General features: G+C 63.0%; 18 protein-coding genes. 11 read left to right on the top strand and 7 right to left on the bottom strand.

Features of this window, described 5'->3' with window-relative positions:
* Positions 1–10: 10 nt before the first annotated feature.
* Entirely contained in the window at positions 11–1,237 is a 1,227-nt protein-coding gene (locus IB274_RS07015; protein ID WP_192431294.1) for a PilT/PilU family type 4a pilus ATPase, read from the bottom strand.
* Between the two features lie 187 nt (positions 1,238–1,424).
* Here IB274_RS07015 and IB274_RS07010 point away from each other — a divergent pair, with 187 nt between their 5' ends.
* From IB274_RS07010 to IB274_RS06990, 5 genes are all read left to right on the top strand, one after another.
* The gene (locus tag IB274_RS07010) at positions 1,425–1,703 is read left to right on the top strand and encodes a peptidylprolyl isomerase (RefSeq protein WP_192431293.1); all 279 of its coding nucleotides are present in this window, start codon (positions 1,425–1,427) and stop codon (positions 1,701–1,703) included.
* Positions 1,704–1,736: 33 nt separating this feature from the next.
* A complete protein-coding gene (locus IB274_RS07005; protein ID WP_192431292.1) occupies positions 1,737–2,099 on the top strand; it encodes an MmcQ/YjbR family DNA-binding protein in 363 nt (120 codons plus the stop codon).
* Complete coding sequence (locus tag IB274_RS07000) at positions 2,099–2,650, top strand: putative glycolipid-binding domain-containing protein (RefSeq protein ID WP_192431291.1); 552 nt, start codon at positions 2,099–2,101, stop codon at positions 2,648–2,650. Before IB274_RS07005 ends, IB274_RS07000 begins: the two co-directional genes overlap by 1 nt.
* 260 nt (positions 2,651–2,910) lie before the next feature.
* The gene (locus tag IB274_RS06995; protein ID WP_192431290.1) at positions 2,911–4,095 is read left to right on the top strand and encodes an MFS transporter; all 1,185 of its coding nucleotides are present in this window, start codon (positions 2,911–2,913) and stop codon (positions 4,093–4,095) included.
* Between the two features lie 283 nt (positions 4,096–4,378).
* Complete coding sequence (locus tag IB274_RS06990; RefSeq protein WP_192431289.1) at positions 4,379–5,656, top strand: OprD family porin; 1,278 nt, start codon at positions 4,379–4,381, stop codon at positions 5,654–5,656.
* Between the two features lie 73 nt (positions 5,657–5,729).
* On the opposite strand, the gene IB274_RS06985 is transcribed toward IB274_RS06990, so the two are convergent.
* Both IB274_RS06985 and IB274_RS06980 read right to left on the bottom strand, forming a co-directional pair.
* Positions 5,730–6,011 (bottom strand): hypothetical protein, encoded by a 282-nt coding sequence (locus tag IB274_RS06985; RefSeq protein WP_192431288.1) that lies wholly within the window; start codon positions 6,009–6,011, stop codon positions 5,730–5,732.
* A gap of 154 nt (positions 6,012–6,165) precedes the next feature.
* Positions 6,166–7,116: a phospholipase D family protein gene (locus IB274_RS06980; RefSeq protein WP_192431287.1), complete on the bottom strand. Its 951-nt coding sequence runs from the start codon at positions 7,114–7,116 to the stop codon at positions 6,166–6,168.
* A 247-nt stretch (positions 7,117–7,363) separates the two neighbouring features.
* Here IB274_RS06980 and IB274_RS06975 point away from each other — a divergent pair, with 247 nt between their 5' ends.
* Positions 7,364–8,953: an ABC-F family ATPase gene (locus IB274_RS06975; RefSeq protein ID WP_192431481.1), complete on the top strand. Its 1,590-nt coding sequence runs from the start codon at positions 7,364–7,366 to the stop codon at positions 8,951–8,953.
* Between the two features lie 76 nt (positions 8,954–9,029).
* Here IB274_RS06975 and IB274_RS06970 read toward each other — a convergent pair whose 3' ends face one another.
* The gene (locus IB274_RS06970) at positions 9,030–10,043 is read right to left on the bottom strand and encodes an alpha/beta hydrolase family protein (protein WP_192431286.1); all 1,014 of its coding nucleotides are present in this window, start codon (positions 10,041–10,043) and stop codon (positions 9,030–9,032) included.
* 199 nt (positions 10,044–10,242) lie between these two features.
* The gene (locus tag IB274_RS06965; protein WP_192431285.1) at positions 10,243–10,851 is read right to left on the bottom strand and encodes an FMN-dependent NADH-azoreductase; all 609 of its coding nucleotides are present in this window, start codon (positions 10,849–10,851) and stop codon (positions 10,243–10,245) included.
* A gap of 131 nt (positions 10,852–10,982) precedes the next feature.
* Here IB274_RS06965 and IB274_RS06960 point away from each other — a divergent pair, with 131 nt between their 5' ends.
* Positions 10,983–11,888: a LysR substrate-binding domain-containing protein gene (locus IB274_RS06960; RefSeq protein WP_192431284.1), complete on the top strand. Its 906-nt coding sequence runs from the start codon at positions 10,983–10,985 to the stop codon at positions 11,886–11,888.
* Between the two features lie 7 nt (positions 11,889–11,895).
* On the opposite strand, the gene IB274_RS06955 is transcribed toward IB274_RS06960, so the two are convergent.
* Entirely contained in the window at positions 11,896–12,606 is a 711-nt protein-coding gene (locus IB274_RS06955) for a DUF1294 domain-containing protein (protein ID WP_192431283.1), read from the bottom strand.
* A gap of 17 nt (positions 12,607–12,623) precedes the next feature.
* Positions 12,624–13,454 carry an undecaprenyl-diphosphate phosphatase gene (locus IB274_RS06950; protein ID WP_192431282.1) on the bottom strand — a complete coding sequence of 277 codons (831 nt, stop codon included), beginning with the start codon at positions 13,452–13,454 and terminating at the stop codon, positions 12,624–12,626.
* A gap of 626 nt (positions 13,455–14,080) precedes the next feature.
* Between IB274_RS06950 and IB274_RS06945 the strand changes: the two genes are divergently transcribed.
* The 4 genes from IB274_RS06945 (at position 14,081) to IB274_RS06930 (ending at position 16,929) form a co-directional block, all read left to right on the top strand.
* Positions 14,081–14,533, top strand: a complete 453-nt coding sequence (locus IB274_RS06945) for a hypothetical protein (RefSeq protein ID WP_192431281.1) — start codon at positions 14,081–14,083, stop codon at positions 14,531–14,533.
* 1 nt (position 14,534) lies between these two features.
* Positions 14,535–15,113, top strand: coding sequence for an adhesin (locus tag IB274_RS06940; protein ID WP_192431280.1), 579 nt, complete (start codon positions 14,535–14,537; stop codon positions 15,111–15,113).
* A 55-nt stretch (positions 15,114–15,168) separates the two neighbouring features.
* On the top strand, positions 15,169–16,173 hold the full coding sequence (locus IB274_RS06935; protein ID WP_192431279.1) for a heme utilization protein: 1,005 nt from the start codon (positions 15,169–15,171) through the stop codon (positions 16,171–16,173).
* 75 nt (positions 16,174–16,248) lie between these two features.
* The gene (locus IB274_RS06930) at positions 16,249–16,929 is read left to right on the top strand and encodes a C39 family peptidase (protein WP_045217496.1); all 681 of its coding nucleotides are present in this window, start codon (positions 16,249–16,251) and stop codon (positions 16,927–16,929) included.
* Positions 16,930–16,946: the final 17 nt, after the last annotated feature.

The following is a 16,946-nucleotide window of genomic DNA, read 5'->3' as shown; positions in this document are numbered from 1 at the left end:
TGGCGGCTTATCAGCCGGCCGGCTTTTCCGCGTCTTCCGCCTCGATCTCTTCCAGCGCCAGTTCCAGCCCCCAGCTGGAGGCCTCCACCGGCTGGGCGGCCATGGGAGGTGCAACCGGAGCCGGCGCGGCTGGCTTGGCTGCTGCGGGAGTGACAGCACTACCGACGCTCCCCGGGTTGTCCTTGTACAGCTTGAGCTTCAGACGCAGGTTGTTCGCCGAGTCTGCGTTCTTCACCGCTTCTTCCTCGGTGATCGCCCCTTCCACCGCCAGGTCGAACAGCGCCTGGTCGAAGGTCTGCATACCGAGGGCACGGGACTTGTCCATGATCTCCTTGATCGAGCTGAAGTCGCCACGCTTGATGATGTCGCTGATGGTCGCCGTGCCCAGCAGCACCTCTACCGCAGCGCGGCGCTTACCGTCCTGGGTGCGCACCAGGCGCTGGGAAACGAAGGCCTTGAGGTTGTTGCCCAGGTCGTTGAGCAGTTGCGGCCGGCGCTCTTCGGGGAAGAAGTTGATGATGCGATCCAGCGCCTGGTTGGCGTTGTTTGCGTGCAGCGTGGAGATCGCCAGGTGCCCGGTATCGGCGAAGGCCAGGGCGTGCTCCATGGTTTCGCGGTCACGGATCTCTCCAATCAGGATCACATCCGGCGCCTGGCGCAAGGTGTTCTTCAGCGCGGCGTGGAAGCTGCGGGTGTCCACGCCTACTTCGCGCTGGTTGATGATCGACTTGCGGTGCCGGTGCACGTACTCGATGGGGTCTTCGATGGTGATGATGTGGCCGCCGCTGTTGCGGTTACGGTGGTCGATCAGCGCCGCCAGGGACGTGGACTTGCCCGAGCCGGTGCCGCCGACGAAGAGGACCAGGCCGCGCTTCTCCATCACCACCTTGAGCAGTACTTCCGGCAAGTTCAGGTCGGCGAACAGGGGGATGTCCAGCTTGATGTTCCGCGCGACGATGGACACTTCATTGCGCTGTTTGAACAGGTTGATACGGAAACGACCAACGCCGGGGACGGAAATCGCCAGGTTCATTTCCAGTTCACGGTCGAATTCCGCGCGTTGTTCCTCATCCATCAGCCCATAACCGATGCGGGCCACATCGCCAGCCTTCATCGGCTCGTTGGTCAGGGGCTTGAGTACCCCGTTGAACTTGGCGCAAGGCGGCGCACCGGTGGAGAGGTAAAGATCCGAACCATCCTGGGTGGCCAGGATCTTGAGCATCGCTTGGATATCCATTGAACTGCATCCGTACGCAAGGTGGCGGCGGACGCCGTCTATCAGCAGCGCCCTGTAATTAAGAATTGACTTATTGACTCTATGGAGCGCCCCTGCGCCAGACAATGCAACCCATTGCGAAATGCGACCTGCATCACTGCTGCCGTACAATGCCGCCCCAGACGCTTTCATTTAAGGACACGAACCAATGCCCGTCGCCATGGCACGCCACATTCTGGTCAGGACCGCTGCCGAAGCCGAGCAGATCAAGCAGCGCCTGGCCAAGGGCGAGGACTTTGCCGCCCTGGCGCGCAAGCACTCCACCTGCGCTTCCGGCAAGCGCGGTGGTGACCTGGGCGAGGTACGGCCCGGCCAGATGGTCCGCAGCATCGACCAGGTGATCTTCAAGAAGCCGGTCGGCGTGATTCACGGGCCGGTAAAAAGCCAGTTCGGCTACCATCTGGTCGAGGTTTATTTCCGCGATTAGCCAACGGCACGACTGACCGAAGGAACGTACGCCATGACGCCGCAACAGATCGCCGGCTTCTGCCTGGACCTGCCCGGCACCCGCGAAGACATCAAGTGGGGCAGCAATCGGGTGTTTTCGGTCGCCGGCAACAAGATGTTCGCCATCCTCGACTTTCTCGACAGCGGCAACGGCGGCCTGGCTTTTAAGGTCGGCCCGGAGCTGTTCCTGGGCTACGTCGACCGCCCTGGCATCCGCCCGGCGCCCTATCTGGCGCGGGCCTTCTGGATTTCCATGCAGCGCCCCTACCCCATGGGCGACGCCGAGTTGCGCGAAGCGCTGACCCGCTCGCACCAACTGGTGGTCGCCCGCCTGCCCAAGCGCCAACGCCTGGGCCTCGTGCTGGAGACTTCCTGATGCGCACGCTCGACTGGGAAGGCATCTGGCACGCGCCGACGGCCAGCTGGGAATCGCTGCAACTGGGTGAGCGGCGCGCCGAGAGCCAGTTGCGCGCCATTGATGAGGCGGGAGGCCCTTCCTATCAACTTGATTACCGGTTGGACTGGGACGAGCAGTGGCGCCTGCGCGAAGCGCGCTTCAAGGTGGAAAGCGCCCGCGGCACGCATGAACTGCACTTGCTGACCGACGGCGAAGGGAATTGGCGCGACTCCGACGGTGCCTTGCCGGAGCTGGAAGGCTGCCTGGATATCGACATCTGGCCTTCGCCCTTCACCAATACCTTCCCGATACGCCGCCTGGGACTGACCGAAGGCGAGCGCCGCGAGCTGGCGGTGGTCTACCTGGAAGCTCCCACGCTCAAGCCTGTTCGGATGCGCCAGGGCTATACACGGGTCGATTCCCATCACTATCTGTACGAGAACCTCGAAGGCACCGATTTCAGGGCGCTGCTTAGCGTGGATGATGATGGCCTGGTGATCGATTACCCCACCCTGTTCCGCCGAGTCTGACCCCATTGTTTCCTGTAGGAGCGCGCCATGCGCGTGATCGCGGGCATGACCCGCTCCGCCAATAAGTCGGCAACTGAAGGTGCCTGCGTAGGGCGCATAACCTGGAACAGGTTATGCGCCGCCCCAAACAACGGCGGATAACGCTGACGCACTATTCGCCCTACGGACGGAGGATATTTCAGGTAGTTCGTTAGCTAGCTTTCCTACACGCCACACCCGGTCCATCATGTAGGACCACTCGCCGTACCGAACCGCAGCAGATGTCCGCCGATTCCCGTTCGTCCTCGTCCACCACCCTGCAGGTGGTGTCCGTCGTCCTTTTCACCTTCATCGCCTACCTGACCATCGGCATCCCGCTGGCCGTGCTGCCCGGCTACGTGCACAGCGACCTGGGCTTCGGCTCGGTGATGGCCGGCCTGGTCATCAGCATCCAGTACCTGGCCACCCTCCTCACCCGCCCGTACGCCGGCAAGGTCATTGATACCCTCGGCCCCAAACGCGCCGTGCTCTACGGCATGGTCGGCTGCGCCGGCAGTGGCGCGCTGATGCTCGGCTCATGGGCAATGCAGGGCCTCCCATTGCTCAGCCTCGGCCTGCTGATGGTCGCGCGCCTGGTGCTGGGTACGTCGGAAAGCCTGGTCGGCAGCGCGTCGATCGCCTGGGGCATCGACCGCGTCGGCGCGGCAAACACCGCAAAAGTCATCTCCTGGAACGGCATCGCCAGTTATGGCGCCCTGGCCATCGGCGCGCCGCTGGGTGTGCTGATGGTCGGCCAACTCGGGCTGGCCAGCCTGGGCGGCAGCGTGGTCCTCCTGGCAGCACTCGGCTTCGCCCTGGCCTGGCCCAAGCGTGCTGCCGCCCTGGTGCATGGCGAGCGAATGCCCTTCCACCACGTGCTCGGCCGGGTATTCCCCCACGGCATGGGCCTGGCGCTGGGCGGCATCGGCTTCGGCACCATCGCCACCTTCATCACCCTCTATTACGCCAGCCTTGGCTGGAAGGACGCGGTCTACTGCCTGACTGCATTCGGTGGCTGCTTCATCGGCGCACGTCTGCTGTTCGCCAATGCGATCAACCGGCATGGTGGCTTCCGAGTCGCTATTGCCTGCCTGTCGGTGGAAAGTCTCGGCCTGCTCCTGCTGTGGAGCGCCCCGACGCCCTGGATCGCCTTGGCCGGCGCGGCACTGACGGGCTTCGGATTCTCCCTGGTGTTTCCTGCACTCGGCGTGGAAGCCGTGGGTCTGGTGCCCGCGTCCAACCGCGGCGCGGCGCTGGGCGCCTACTCGCTGTTCATCGACGTATCCCTGGGTGTCACCGGGCCGCTGATGGGCGCGGTCGCCAATGGCTTCGGCTTCGGCTCGATCTTCCTCTGCGCAGCGCTCGCGGCATTCACCGGCCTGATTCTAAGCCTGTGGCTCTATCAGCGTTCCTTCACTCTCGCGTGATCGCCCTTGCGCGGCAAACAGCCGCGATTGCGTCCATTTGCCGTCGAGCCGCCGCGATCCAGCGCCCATCACCGTTGATCAGATCGACATGACAGCAGCGTGACAGAGGCTGGACGAAAAAGTTCGAACCTCTGCTATCATCCCGCGGCGCCGGGGCGACCACGCCCCGAATACAACCAAAAGAATAGGCCAGCACAGGACTCCACCTACCCCGATCACGCACTTCGGGGCGGAGAGCTTTTTTCTTTCTGTTCGCTGGCGCTGCACCATTAAGGAAATCAAGATGCTGAACCACCGGATCAGTCTGCTCGCACTGGGGATCCTCGCGTCGACCGCTGCCATGGCCGATGACCAGTCCGCCGCTAAGGGCTTCACCGAAGACAGCCACCTGGACCTGTTCTTCCGCAACGCCTACATGAACCGCGACTACAAGCATGGTCGTGACGACAAGGCCGAATGGGGCCAGGCCGCCACCGCGACCTTCACCTCCGGATTCACCCAGGGCACCGTAGGCTTCGGCGTTGACGCGTTCGGCATGTACGCCCTGCGCCTCGACGGTGGCCAGGGCAAGAGCGGCGCCGCCGGCATCGACTTCTTCAAGCAGGGCGACAGCGGCGAAGCCGCCAACGACCTGGCCCGCGCCGGTGGTGCTGTGAAGGCTCGCTTCTCCAACACCGTGATCAAATACGGTGACCAGATGCCGGCCCTTCCGATCCTGAGCTACGACAATTCCCGCCTGCTGCCGGAAAGCTTCACCGGCACCCTGATCACCTCCAAGGAGATCGAAGGCCTGGAACTGAACGTCGGCCGCTTCACTTCGGAAACCCGCAAGAGCGCCGAAGGGCGTGACAGCGGCGGCCTGAAGCGCATCGACGTGTTCGGCGGCAGCTACAAGTTCACCGACAACTTCAGCGGCTCCCTGTACGGCTACGAGAGCGAAGACGTCGCCCGCAAGCAGTACATGAACCTGAACTACGTCATCCCGGTGGCCGACAAGCAGTCCCTGACCCTGGACTTCAACGGCTACCGCACCCGCGTGAACGAAGACTTCGCTGCCGACCACGACATCAACGGCACCAAGAACACCATCTGGAGCCTGTCGGCCGCCTACAACATCGGCGCCCACACCTTCATGGTCGCGCACCAGCGCAACAACGGCGATTCCGGCTACAACTACGGCTGGTACCAGAACGAAGGCGGCCTGGGCGACGGCGGCACCACCATCTGGCTGGCCAACTCCTACTGGTCGGACTTCAACGGTGAGGACGAGCGCTCCTGGCAGGGCAGCTACAGCCTGGACTTCTCCGAATACGGCGTCCCGGGCCTGAGCTACACCGTGGCCTACGTCTACGGCGACAACATCAAGACCGCCGAGACCAGCAACGGCAAAGAGCGCGAAATCTTCAACCAGCTCAAGTACGTCGTACCGAGCGGCCCGGCCAAGGACCTGTCGGTCAAGCTGCGCGGTTCCTGGCTGCGCGTGTCCAACGACGCCCGCTCCTACAACGACGACGGCAACGAAGTGCGCGTCTTCGTCGAGTACCCGGTCAACATCTTCTGATGACCTGATCAGGCTCGAAAGAAAACGCCCCGCGGCAGCGATGCCACGGGGCGTTTTCATTCCAGCGTCTTTTCTATTCCAGGCTGCGCCGACTGGCGAGCCACGGCATCGGCGGCAGCGCCATGCGCAGGATGTGGAAGCACAGCAACAGGATCAGCGCACCGGCCACGAAGGAGCCCAATCGCTGGGCCGGTTCGAGCGTGTCATTGAGCACATTGAACAGCAACATCGCGCTGCCGCCCAGCATGCAGGCCAGCAGGAACACAGAGAGGATGTAGATCTTCAGCGTCAACAACCGCCAATGCCAGCGCATACGGCGGCGGACGGGGACTTCATCGGGGGGAAGTTGCGGCATGGTCCATTGCCTCCTGACAGGTTTCTGACGGGCTCACGCAATTGCAGCATGCGACGTCGAGATACTGGCAGGATGCTAGCCATCACGGTGCAGAATGCCAAGCTGCGCAGCGTGCGACCGTCGGGTCACAGGCTACGCGCCGATGAATGGCTGCTCAGCGCACCACGCTATTGATGTCATGGCGGTTGAGCGAAGTGCGCATTTCCTCATACCACTCCGGAATCACGTCCTTCAGGCGCTCACGTGCGTCTTCCAGCTTGAACGGCTGGGTATAGCGCTTCTTGCGGTAGGAGTAGATGTAGTAGGTGCCATCGCGGTAGAGAATGCGGTCGAAGGTGTAGAAGCCGATGTGCGTGCCGTTGCAGCGTGCGGTCAGCACCATGTCGCCCTCTTCGTAGGGCAGCACGCCCTCCGCGCATTCATAGGTGAAGAACTCGCGCACGTCATCCCAGGCCACGCCGTCGCTGCTGGCGCGCAGGAAGGCCTCGGCCTTTTCCTCTGAATCGTCGGAGTGGTCGCTGTACCAGATGAACAGCGGGATGCTCTGGTTGGTCTCGTCCCCCAGCCAGCTCTCGCCGTCCAGGTACTGCGCACTGCGCGCCAGGCTCGCCTGCACGCGGCGATGGCTCTGGCGGTACTCTTCCAACTGCTCATCGAAGGCCGGCGAGTCCTCGCCCAGCACCACGCCTGGCATGCCCTTGATCTCGGCCACGCGCGCCAGATACTCGGCGTAGAGTGCCGCATCCTGGATCACGGTGCAGGTGTCACGGGTGAGGCTCAGGCCGATCTCGGTGAAGTTGGCGCTGCCCAGCACGACCACGTCCGGCTCGATCAGGATCAGCTTCCAGTGCACGCTGTTCTGCGCGCGGAAGTCGACGTGCAGGGTGACGCTGGCGCCTGCATCGCGGATGCAGAAATCGATGAAGTCCGGCGAGGTGAAGGAGTTGATGGTACCCACCAGCAGGTCCAGGCGATTGCCCTTCTCCACCAGGGTTTCGATCAGTGACTCGGTTTCACTGGCGGAGGCCGAGACCACGGTGATCAGCTTGCCGCTGAGCTGCTCCAGGTACTGCTTGAGCGTTTTTTGAGCGTTAAGGATTTGCATACAGCCCCCACCAGAATTCTGAACACCGAATTCTGATGCAGGACCATGAGGGGTTTCAACTGTCTGATATCGCCATAAGCCCGCATCACGGGCGCTGCAGCGGCAAAGCATGCAGCTCGGGCCGGGCTGTGGCATAATGAGCGGCTTTGCCAGGCGCCTGTCGGCCATCTTCGACAGCGCCAGCCTTCCCTGCCCGCCCGCGCCGCTCGCGCCCGGCGCGCACCATGTCCAGCCAAGGGTCAGTCAGTTGATTTCCACCGCCAATATCACCATGCAGTTTGGCGCCAAGCCGCTGTTCGAAAACGTTTCCGTCAAATTCGGTAACGGCAACCGCTACGGCCTGATCGGCGCCAACGGTTGCGGCAAGTCCACCTTCATGAAGATCCTCGGCGGTGAGCTGGAGCCTTCCGGCGGCCAGGTAATGCTGGAAAACGGCGTGCGCCTGGGCAAGCTGCGCCAGGACCAGTTCGCCTACGAAGACTTCAGCGTGATCGACACCGTGATCATGGGCCACGAGGAACTGTGGAAGGTCAAGGCCGAGCGCGATCGCATCTACTCCCTGCCGGAGATGAGCGAGGAAGACGGCATGGCCGTGGCCGAGCTGGAAGTCCAGTTCGCCGAGTTCGACGGCTACACCGCCGAATCCCGCGCCGGCGAACTGCTGCTGGGCCTGGGCATTCCGCTGGACCAGCACTTCGGCCCGATGAGCGCCGTCGCTCCCGGCTGGAAGCTGCGCGTGCTGCTCGCGCAGGCGCTGTTCTCCGATCCGGACCTGCTTCTGCTCGACGAGCCGACCAACCACCTGGACATCAATACCATCCGCTGGCTGGAAAACATCATCACGGCGCGTAACAGCACCATGATCATCATTTCCCACGACCGTCACTTCCTGAACAGCGTCTGCACCCACATGGCCGACCTGGACTACGGCGAACTGCGCCTGTTCCCGGGCAACTACGACGAGTACATGACCGCGGCCGAACAGGCCCGTGAGCGCCTGCTGTCGGACAACGCCAAGAAGAAAGCCCAGATCGCCGAGCTGCAGACCTTCGTCAGCCGCTTCTCGGCCAACGCCTCCAAGGCCAAGCAGGCCACCAGCCGTGCGCGCCAGATCGACAAGATCCAGCTGGAAGAGGTCAAGCCGTCCAGCCGCGTCAGCCCGTTCATCCGTTTCGAGCAGCACAAGAAGCTGCACCGTCAGGCGGTGACCCTGGAGAAGGTCAGCCAGGGCTTCGATGGCACCTCGCTGTTCAAGAACCTGAGCCTGCAGGTGGAGGCTGGCGAGCGCATCGCCATCATCGGCCCGAACGGCATCGGCAAGACCACCCTGCTGCGCACCCTGGTCGGCGAGATGGCGCCCACCGCCGGTGAAGTGAAGTGGACCGATAGCGCGGACGTGGGCTACTTTGCCCAGGACCACGCCGAGGACTTCGAGGACGACTATAACCTGTTCGACTGGATGGCCCAGTGGACCCAGGGCGGCGAGCAGCTGGTGCGCGGCACCCTCGGCCGCATGCTGTTTTCCAACGACGACATCAAGAAGTCGGTGAAGGTGATCTCCGGTGGTGAACAGGGTCGCATGCTGTTCGGCAAGCTGATCCTCAAGCGCCCCAACGTGCTGGTGATGGACGAGCCGACCAACCACCTGGACATGGAGTCCATCGAATCGCTCAACCTGGCGCTGGAAAACTATCCGGGCACCCTGATCTTCGTCAGCCATGACCGCGAGTTCGTGTCCTCCCTGGCCACCCGCATCATCGAGCTGTCGGAAAACGGCATAACCGACTTCAGCGGCACCTACGATGACTACCTGCGCAGCCAGGGCGTGATCGTCTGATCACCGCCACGCTGCGACGAAAAAGCCCCGCCAAGTGCGGGGCTTTTTCTTGGGCTCTTGATCTTCTCCGTAGCAATCAGCGCGCAGATGTCTGCATCGTCGCGCCGCCCAGGCTGACGTCGAAGAACTCCGCCGCCGAAGCGGCCAGATCACGGTGAATGGCCTTGCGATCCACACCCTGGGTGTCAGTACACAGGTCAGGGGTGGCTTCCACCTCTTCCTCCGAACAGGGCGACATGAAGACGAAGTGCCCTGCCCCATCCAGCACCCGCAGGTCCGCCTGCTGTGGCAGTTTGCGAGCCAGCGCGCCGGCGTTCTTCTTCCAGTCAAGGATCTGGTCCTCGTTGCCGGTGTAGAGCAGCACTGGCACCTGCACGTCTTCCAGTTCATGGACGCCATACATCAGGCTCAGCGGCGCCAGCAGCAGCAAAGCGCCGATGCGCGGATCGGCCATGGGCACGAGGTCATTTCGATCAGCGCGCACCTGGCCCTTCTCGCTGCAGGCGTCGGCGTCGCCCGGGCGCTCCTGGCAATACTTGATCAGCCGCTCCAGGCGCGGCTGGGCGCCGGCCAGGATCAGCGCGGTTTCACCACCGGCCGAATAGCCGATCACCCCGACCTTGCGCGGATCGGCAATAGCCGCGACTTTGGGATCGAGCAGCGCCGCACTGATGGTTTCCGATACCTGTAGCGGCCGTCCGTAGAGGTTGCTCTTGGCGCCGAGGCGGCTGTGGTCATGCAGGTTGTCACCGGGGTGCAGCAGGGTCACGACCACGAAGCCCTTGCGCACCAGCGCCTCGATCAGGTCGCGATGGGCCAGCGGGGTGCCGTAGTTGCCGTGGGACATCACCAGCAGCGGGAAGCGACCGCTGGCGGTTTGCCCCTCGTAGGCGACGTCAAGGATGAAGTTACCCAGATGAAGAGGCTGTTCGGGCGCGCGCGTGGGGTAGAAGGCGATGGCCTTCATCGGCTGCTGGTCCAGCGGGTCGCTCACCTGCAGGCGGTGAAAACCCACATTCCAGCCCTGAGCCGCCCAACTCGCGGTACTGAAGGTAACGAGCAGCAGAAACCAGAACAGGCGCCTCGCCATGGTGCAATTCGCTCCGATTTGTCTCCAGATCAGGCGCCACAAGGCTTGTTGGTGAATGCAGAGGCCACCGGGCGCCGCCTGGAGGGAACCCTTGCATACTACGCGCCAGTGCGACGCGCTCCGTGCCCGCAGACAGGCGGTACCGCCCAGGCACAAAAAAGCCCCGCATGAGCGGGGCTTTTTCTTTTCAGTGCAACGATCAGGCAGCGGCGAACTGGCTGGCGATGCTCGCCTTGGCGCCGGCGATGGCGTTGCGGCGCGGTTCGTCGCCGTAAGCCAGACCTTCAGCGCGAACGACCTCGATGTCGGTGATACCGAGGAAGTTCAGCACCAGCTCGAGGTAGTTCTCATGGGCGATGCCACTCGGCTGGCCGGCGTGGATGCCGCCCGCGGTGGACACGATGATCACTTTCTTGCCACCTGCCAGTCCTTCCGGGCCGTTCTCGGTGTAGCGGAAGGTCTTGCCGGCGACGGCGATGCGGTCGATCCAGGCCTTCAGCTGGCTGGGGATCGAGAAGTTGTACATCGGCGCGCCGATGACAATGGCGTCGGCGCCGAGAAACTCCTCGATGCTCTTCTCGCCCAGGTCGGCTTCGTGCTTCTGAGCAGCGTCGCGCAGTTCGGCCGGAGTACCGGCAGCAACCAGGCTGGCGGAGGACAGGTGGCTGATAGCGTCGGCGGCCAGGTCACGGTAGGTGACTTCGACGCCCGGCTCGGCGGCGACCCAGGCGGCGACCAGTTCGGCGCTCAGTTGGCGGGAAGCGGAGTTGTCGCCAAGGATGCTCGAGTCGATGTGCAGCAATTTCATGTGTGTTCTCCAGGGAAGGTGCCAAGTGGTTTGGCGGAGGAATTCGTCGTTGGAGGCAAGACTACGCATGTAGCCAATCTTCGATAAGTCAGCAAAAATGCAATGATTCGTCTCACCGGCAGGACAATCCCATGCAGGACCTCAATGACCTCTTCTATTTCGCCAAGGTGGTGGAAGCCGGTGGATTCGCCGCCGCTGGGCGCCTGTTAGGCCTCCCGAAGTCGCGCCTGTCTCGACGTGTAGCGGAACTGGAAGCACGCCTGGATGTGCGCCTGCTGCAACGCACGACCCGAAAACTGGCGCTCACCGACCTGGGCGAACGCTATTACCGGCATTGCCAGGCGATGCTCGTGGAAGCTGAGATGGCGGACGAAGTCGCCGCGCAATTGAGCGCCGAACCGCGGGGCCGGGTGCGCCTGTCATGCCCGGTGGCGATGGCGGAAACCTCGCTGAACGAGATGCTGCCGGGCTTCCTGGCGGCCTATCCGCAGGTGAACCTGGAGTTGCTGCTGACCAACCGCCGCGTCGACCTGCTCAATGAAGGCGTCGATGTCGCGTTGCGCGTGCGGGCCCCCGGGGATGAGGACCTGTCGCTGATCTCGCGGCGCCTGCGCCGGGCCAAGACCGCGTTGGTGGCTGCGCCCTCGCTGCTGCAAGGCGTCGATCTGCGCCTGCCGGAGGACCTCGCCGCCCTGCCCGTTCTGGGGGCCATCGACAACGACCGCCGCGTACACATGAAGCTCATCGGCCCGCAAGGCGAAGTGAAGGAGATGGCCTTCGAGGCGCGGTTGGCCGTGGAAGATTTCAACCTTCGCAAGAACGTAGCGCTGGCGGGGTTGGGCGTAACGTCACTGCCACTGCATTACTGCACCCAGGAGCTGGAGGAAGGTCGTCTGGTGCGCGTGCTGCCCGCCTGGAGCGAACCGGAAGCGTACCTACAGGCGGTATATCCGCACCGGCGCGGAATCCTGCCGGCGGTGCGGGCGCTGCTCGACTACCTGGAGGAAGGCTTCTCGAAAGACGATTGGCCGGTCTGATCGGCACTTAGGCCGAAGCGGTGACCAGCCCCATCATGGTGCCGATCCAGCTCAGCAGACGGCCGCCGCTGAGCCAGTCGACCCAGAACAGCTGGTGCAGCACCACGATGGCCCAGAAAACCAACTGGAAGGACAGCTTGCGGGTCTTGTGGCGGAACACCTGCTGGGCGAGGAAAGCGCCCGGCCAGCCACCGAGCAGTTCCAGCAGGTGCAGGCTCTGTTCGGGAGTACGCCAGTCGTTGCGCTCGGCGCTGCGTTTATCACGCCAATAGGCGAAGAAAGCCAGCACGCTGAAGACCGGATAGAGCAGCAGGAACCAGACGAAGTAAGCATCCTTTAGCCAAAGCACCGAACCGATGACGGGCAGCGCCAGCAGCACAGCGAGGACCACCAGCGCCTTGCCCAGCGAGCGTTTCGGCGCACTGGGGAAGGCGACTTCGCGGCCGCTGCGAACCCGCTCGCGGGTGGCAGCGGTGACGGGCTTACGGCGGATTGCCGGGGTATCGATGGCCAATCCGGCGAGGCGGGCATGCTCGGCGCGCGGACGACCGTCCTTGCCAGTGCCTTCGACGTAACGGACCTGGTCGCCCTCTTCCGGGCGGCGGTCGCCACGGAAGTCGGAGATGTGCAGGAAGACTTCCTTGCCGCCGGCCTGGGGGCGGATGAAGCCGAAGCCCTTGTCATCGTCCCAGCGGCTGATGGTGCCGTTCTTTTCCACGTTCACTCGCTATCGGATCAGGGTTTGACGCTGCTCCAGTCGATCAGGGCGAACTGCCAGGTCGCCAGGATCAGCAGGCCGAAGACGATACGGTACCAGGCGAAAGCCGCATAGCTGTGATTGGCGATGAACTTGAGCAGGCCGCGTACGGCGATCATCGCGAAGATGAACGAGGTGACGAAACCGATAGCGAATACCGGGAGGTCCGCCGGCTGGAAGATATCCCGGTACTTGTAGCCCGAGTAGACCGCGGCGCCGACCATGGTCGGCATGGCGAGGAAGAACGAGAACTCCGTGGCCGCCTTGCGCGACAGGCCGAACAGCAGGCCGCCGATGATGGTGGCACCGGAGCGCGAGGTGCCCGGGATCAACGCCAGGCACTGGCAGCAGCCAACCTTCAGCGCTTCCTTCCAGGTCATGTCGTCGACGGTCTCGGCGTGGACCACGTGCTGGCGTTTCTCCGCCCAGAGCATGATCACGCCGCCCACCACCAGCGCCACGGCCACAGTGATCGGGTTGAACAGGTAGTGGTGGATGTAGTCGGCGAAGGCCACGCCCAGGACCACCGCCGGGAAGAAAGCGATCAGTAGGTTGATGGTGAAGCGCTGAGCCTTGCGCTGGGTGGGCAGGCCGACGACGATCTCGAGGATTTTGCGGCGGAACTCCCAGACCACGGCCAGGATGGCGGCCAGTTGGATGATGATGTTGAAGGCTTCGGCTCGCTCGCCGCCAAAGCCGATGAGATCCGCCACGATGATCTGGTGGCCGGTACTGGAGATCGGCAGGAATTCGGTAAGCCCCTCGACCACGCCAAGAATGAAGGCCTGAAAGGCACTCCACAGATCCATACTACTTCCCCCGCGAGGCACGCTGGCTCGCACGCTTCTAATGATTTTGTCCCGCTGCCTGCTCCTGGCGCGCTAGCGCCGCAACGGCGTCGGCATGCTAATGCATTGCCTGCGATTCGCTACGAAATTCACAAAAATTTCTCTTCCAAGGCGCGAGCAGAGGAAGCGTTGGCAGTTCAGCAATAGGAGCTGCCTTTCATCGCCAGGAAGATGCAGACAATCGCGATCCGCACGGGTTCGCGCCATCATGCAAAATGCCTAATTCATTGAAAATCCTGCAGTACTTCCGTGCCAGAAAGTCTACAAACCACCCGATTCTGTAAACAGGGCGAAACACTCGAAACGCTGCAAACGCTGACGGGCCATGGCTCGCGCCCTCCCACCCAAAGTTGTGTATCAGGGGCGCAACAGAATTCGCTTCTACCGTGAGACGCGCCCCGTTCTAGGGGCCGCGCGGGGCTTTCGTACGCTCGTTCTGTATCAACGCCGAGACATCTGCTCCGTGATGGCTCACGTGGCCTTACGCCATGTCATTGATTCTCAATAGCTGATTAAAAGCGGCACGCCCCCTGCTCCACCCTGGTACCGCTGGTTAGGGCTCAGCGCACCAAGAAGGAACCGCCATCATGGGGACCATCGACTCACGGATAGTCGGCATTCTCGTCACGCTCGCTTGCGGCGCGGCCAGTGTTCCGCTGTGCCCGGTCGCACTGGCCGGCGACGGCACCATCGTCCTGCAACGCCAGGTGCAGCCACGCGTCGCCACCCGGCCGACCGATATTCCCGATCCGAACCCGATCACCGTCAACCCGAACATCTCCGAGCAGGTCGTGCGTCAGACCGGCAACGCCGAGCTGAGCGACAGCGACTTCGCCGGAGTCACCAGTGGCTCGAGCCTGCAGCGGCATATCCTGCCCGGCGGCCAACTGGTCGGCATGGACAATGGCGCCAATCAGACCCTCAACGGCAATGGCATGGGTGCTGGCGCGGCCGGCGGCGGCGCCGGTATCTCCAACTCGGTGAACCGCACCGTCCAGCAAGGGCTCTCGCCCCTGCGCATGCTGACGGGGGATCGCTGAGATGGACGCCCGCCTGCTCGCTCTCCCGCTCCTGATCTGCAGTGCCACGGCTCTCGCCGCTGATCCTTCGACGGTCAACAACGCCAGCATCGACAGCGCCGTGCGCAACTACCGCGGCGTGGCCAGCGTGAACCAGGCCGCCGGCGACTCCCAGCAACAAGCCAACGGCCGCGCTATCGCCATCGGCAGCAATGCCCAGGCTACCACCCAGTTCCGCCAGACGGTCAACGCCAGCGTCGATCTCAACCAGGCCGCGTCCGCCAGCATCACCGGCAATGCCTTCACCAACGGCAACGGCGCACTGGGCGTGAACCAGGCCGCCGGGGCTGCCAACCAGCAAGTGAACGCCATGCGGATCAGCGTCAGCGCCGTTCCGCAGAGCGTCGATGACAGCGTGCTTTCCCAGCAGAACGTCGCGCTGCCAGTGAACTCAGGCTCGAAGGACTCCACCACGGGTAGCCGGCAGGTCGTCACCAGCGACCAGGCCTTTGCCGGCAGCCGGGGTGTCGTGCAGATGAGCCAGAGCGCCGGGGTCGGCAATCGCATTGCCAACACCCTGAGCATCCGGGTCGCGGATTGACCCAAGCCAACTCCAATAACACTAGACACGCCAAACAAAGCAAAGGAGATACACCATGAAACCAAGAATGGCTCTGAAGCCTCTGGTTTTCGCTGTTGCAGCGGTCATGGCTGTAGCAGTGCACGCGGATAACCGTAACAACAACGGGCATGGTCACGGCCACGACAATGGCCACGGTCATGAGCAACATCAACCCAAGACCCCGTACGATCCCTATAAGGACCCGCGGATCGAGGCCGGCGCCAGCGCAACGGTGGAAGACACCCAGGAAAGCAGCGACAACACCGTGGTAAACATGGGCACCAAGAACACCGCGACAGTCGACGGATCGTTGGGGAACGCATCCGGGAACGTGGGCGTCAACGTCGCCGCCGGCGATATGAACCAACAGGCCAATGCCGCCGCCCTGGCGACTGCCGATGAGAAATTCATCTTCGGTACCGCATATGCATCGACTGAAGTGACCCAGAACAACACGGACAACCAGGCCTGGAACTTCTCCACCACCAACAAGGCGTCGCTGAACAACTCCGGCAGCAACTCCTCGGGGAACATCGGCATCAACATCACCTCGGGCAACTACAACCAACAGAAAAACGACATGGCAGCCGCCGTGTCCGGTGGTCGTAGTGCCGACTCCCACAGCGGTGCCACCCAGACCTCCACTGGCAACACCGTGGGCAACGTGGCCTTCCTGACTTACGAGAAGGAAACCTTGCGGTCCACCTTCAGCGCCCATGGCACCTACAAGGGCGCAGGCGCGGGCTACGTGGTGGACGAGTCGGGTCGTGACGGTCATGACAGCCGTAACAGCGGTGGCAGCAAAACCGACAAGGATCCGCTGTTCTTCGTCGAGGCTGGCACTGTTGACCTCAGAGGCCAGGCCACCTATCAGGTGCTGATCCCCACCGGCTGGAAAGACCCGGTGCGCAACGATGCCTCCATCAACAACTCGCTCAACAACGTCTCGGGCAACCTGGGCGCGAACGTTGCGGCTGGCGTAGGCAACCAGCAGAGCAACTCGCTGTCCATCGCCGCAGGCTGCAAATCCTGCCTGTAAGCGAAACGGCGTAGCACCAGGAGGCTCCGGCAACGGAGCCTCCTTCTCCGCAAGCCACCCCAAGGCGTCACGATCATGCGTACGTCCGCTCTGCTTTTGCTCGCCCTTTTCAGCCTCACGACGCAGGCCGCGCAACTCCCCTTCGCCATCCTTCCCGGCGGGTCGATGGCCTACAAACACGTCGAGAGCATCCGCGAGCGCAAGTTCAGCAATCTGGTCCAGCAAAAGACCGACTTCAGCTGCGGCGCCGCCGCGCTGGCGACGATCCTCCGCCAGGCCTACGCGCTGGACGTGGACGAGGAATTCGTGATCAAGGGGATGCTGGTCCGGGCCGACCCGGACCTGGTGCGCACGCAGGGTTTTTCGATGCTCGACATGAAGACGTATCTCGAAGGCATCGGCATGCGCGCACGCGGGTACCGAATCCCGCCGGCGTCTCTGGAGAAGCTGACAATCCCGGTGATAGTGCTGATGGATATCCGTGGCTACAAACACTTCGTCGTGATGCAGCGTGCCTATAAAGGCTACGTCTATATCGGCGATCCAGTGCTGGGCCACAAGCGCTTCACCCAGGAAGATTTTCTCAAAGGCTGGAACGGCATCATCTTCGCCGTCATCGGTCCGGGCTATGAACAGGCCAACGCCCTGATGAACCCGCCCGACCCACTGACGGCCAGGGACCGAATCAATGCGTTCAGCCCGGTCAAGGATGCAGAGCTCATGGAATTCGGTTTCATCCAGAGCGACTTCCTCTAAGACCGCACAAGAATGGA

The organism is Pseudomonas sp. PDM18 (genome assembly GCF_014852585.1).
Taxonomy (GTDB): Bacteria; Pseudomonadota; Gammaproteobacteria; order Pseudomonadales; family Pseudomonadaceae; genus Pseudomonas.
The sequence above is the reverse complement of the archived record's forward strand: the minus strand, read 5'-3'. Positions and strand labels throughout refer to the sequence as shown.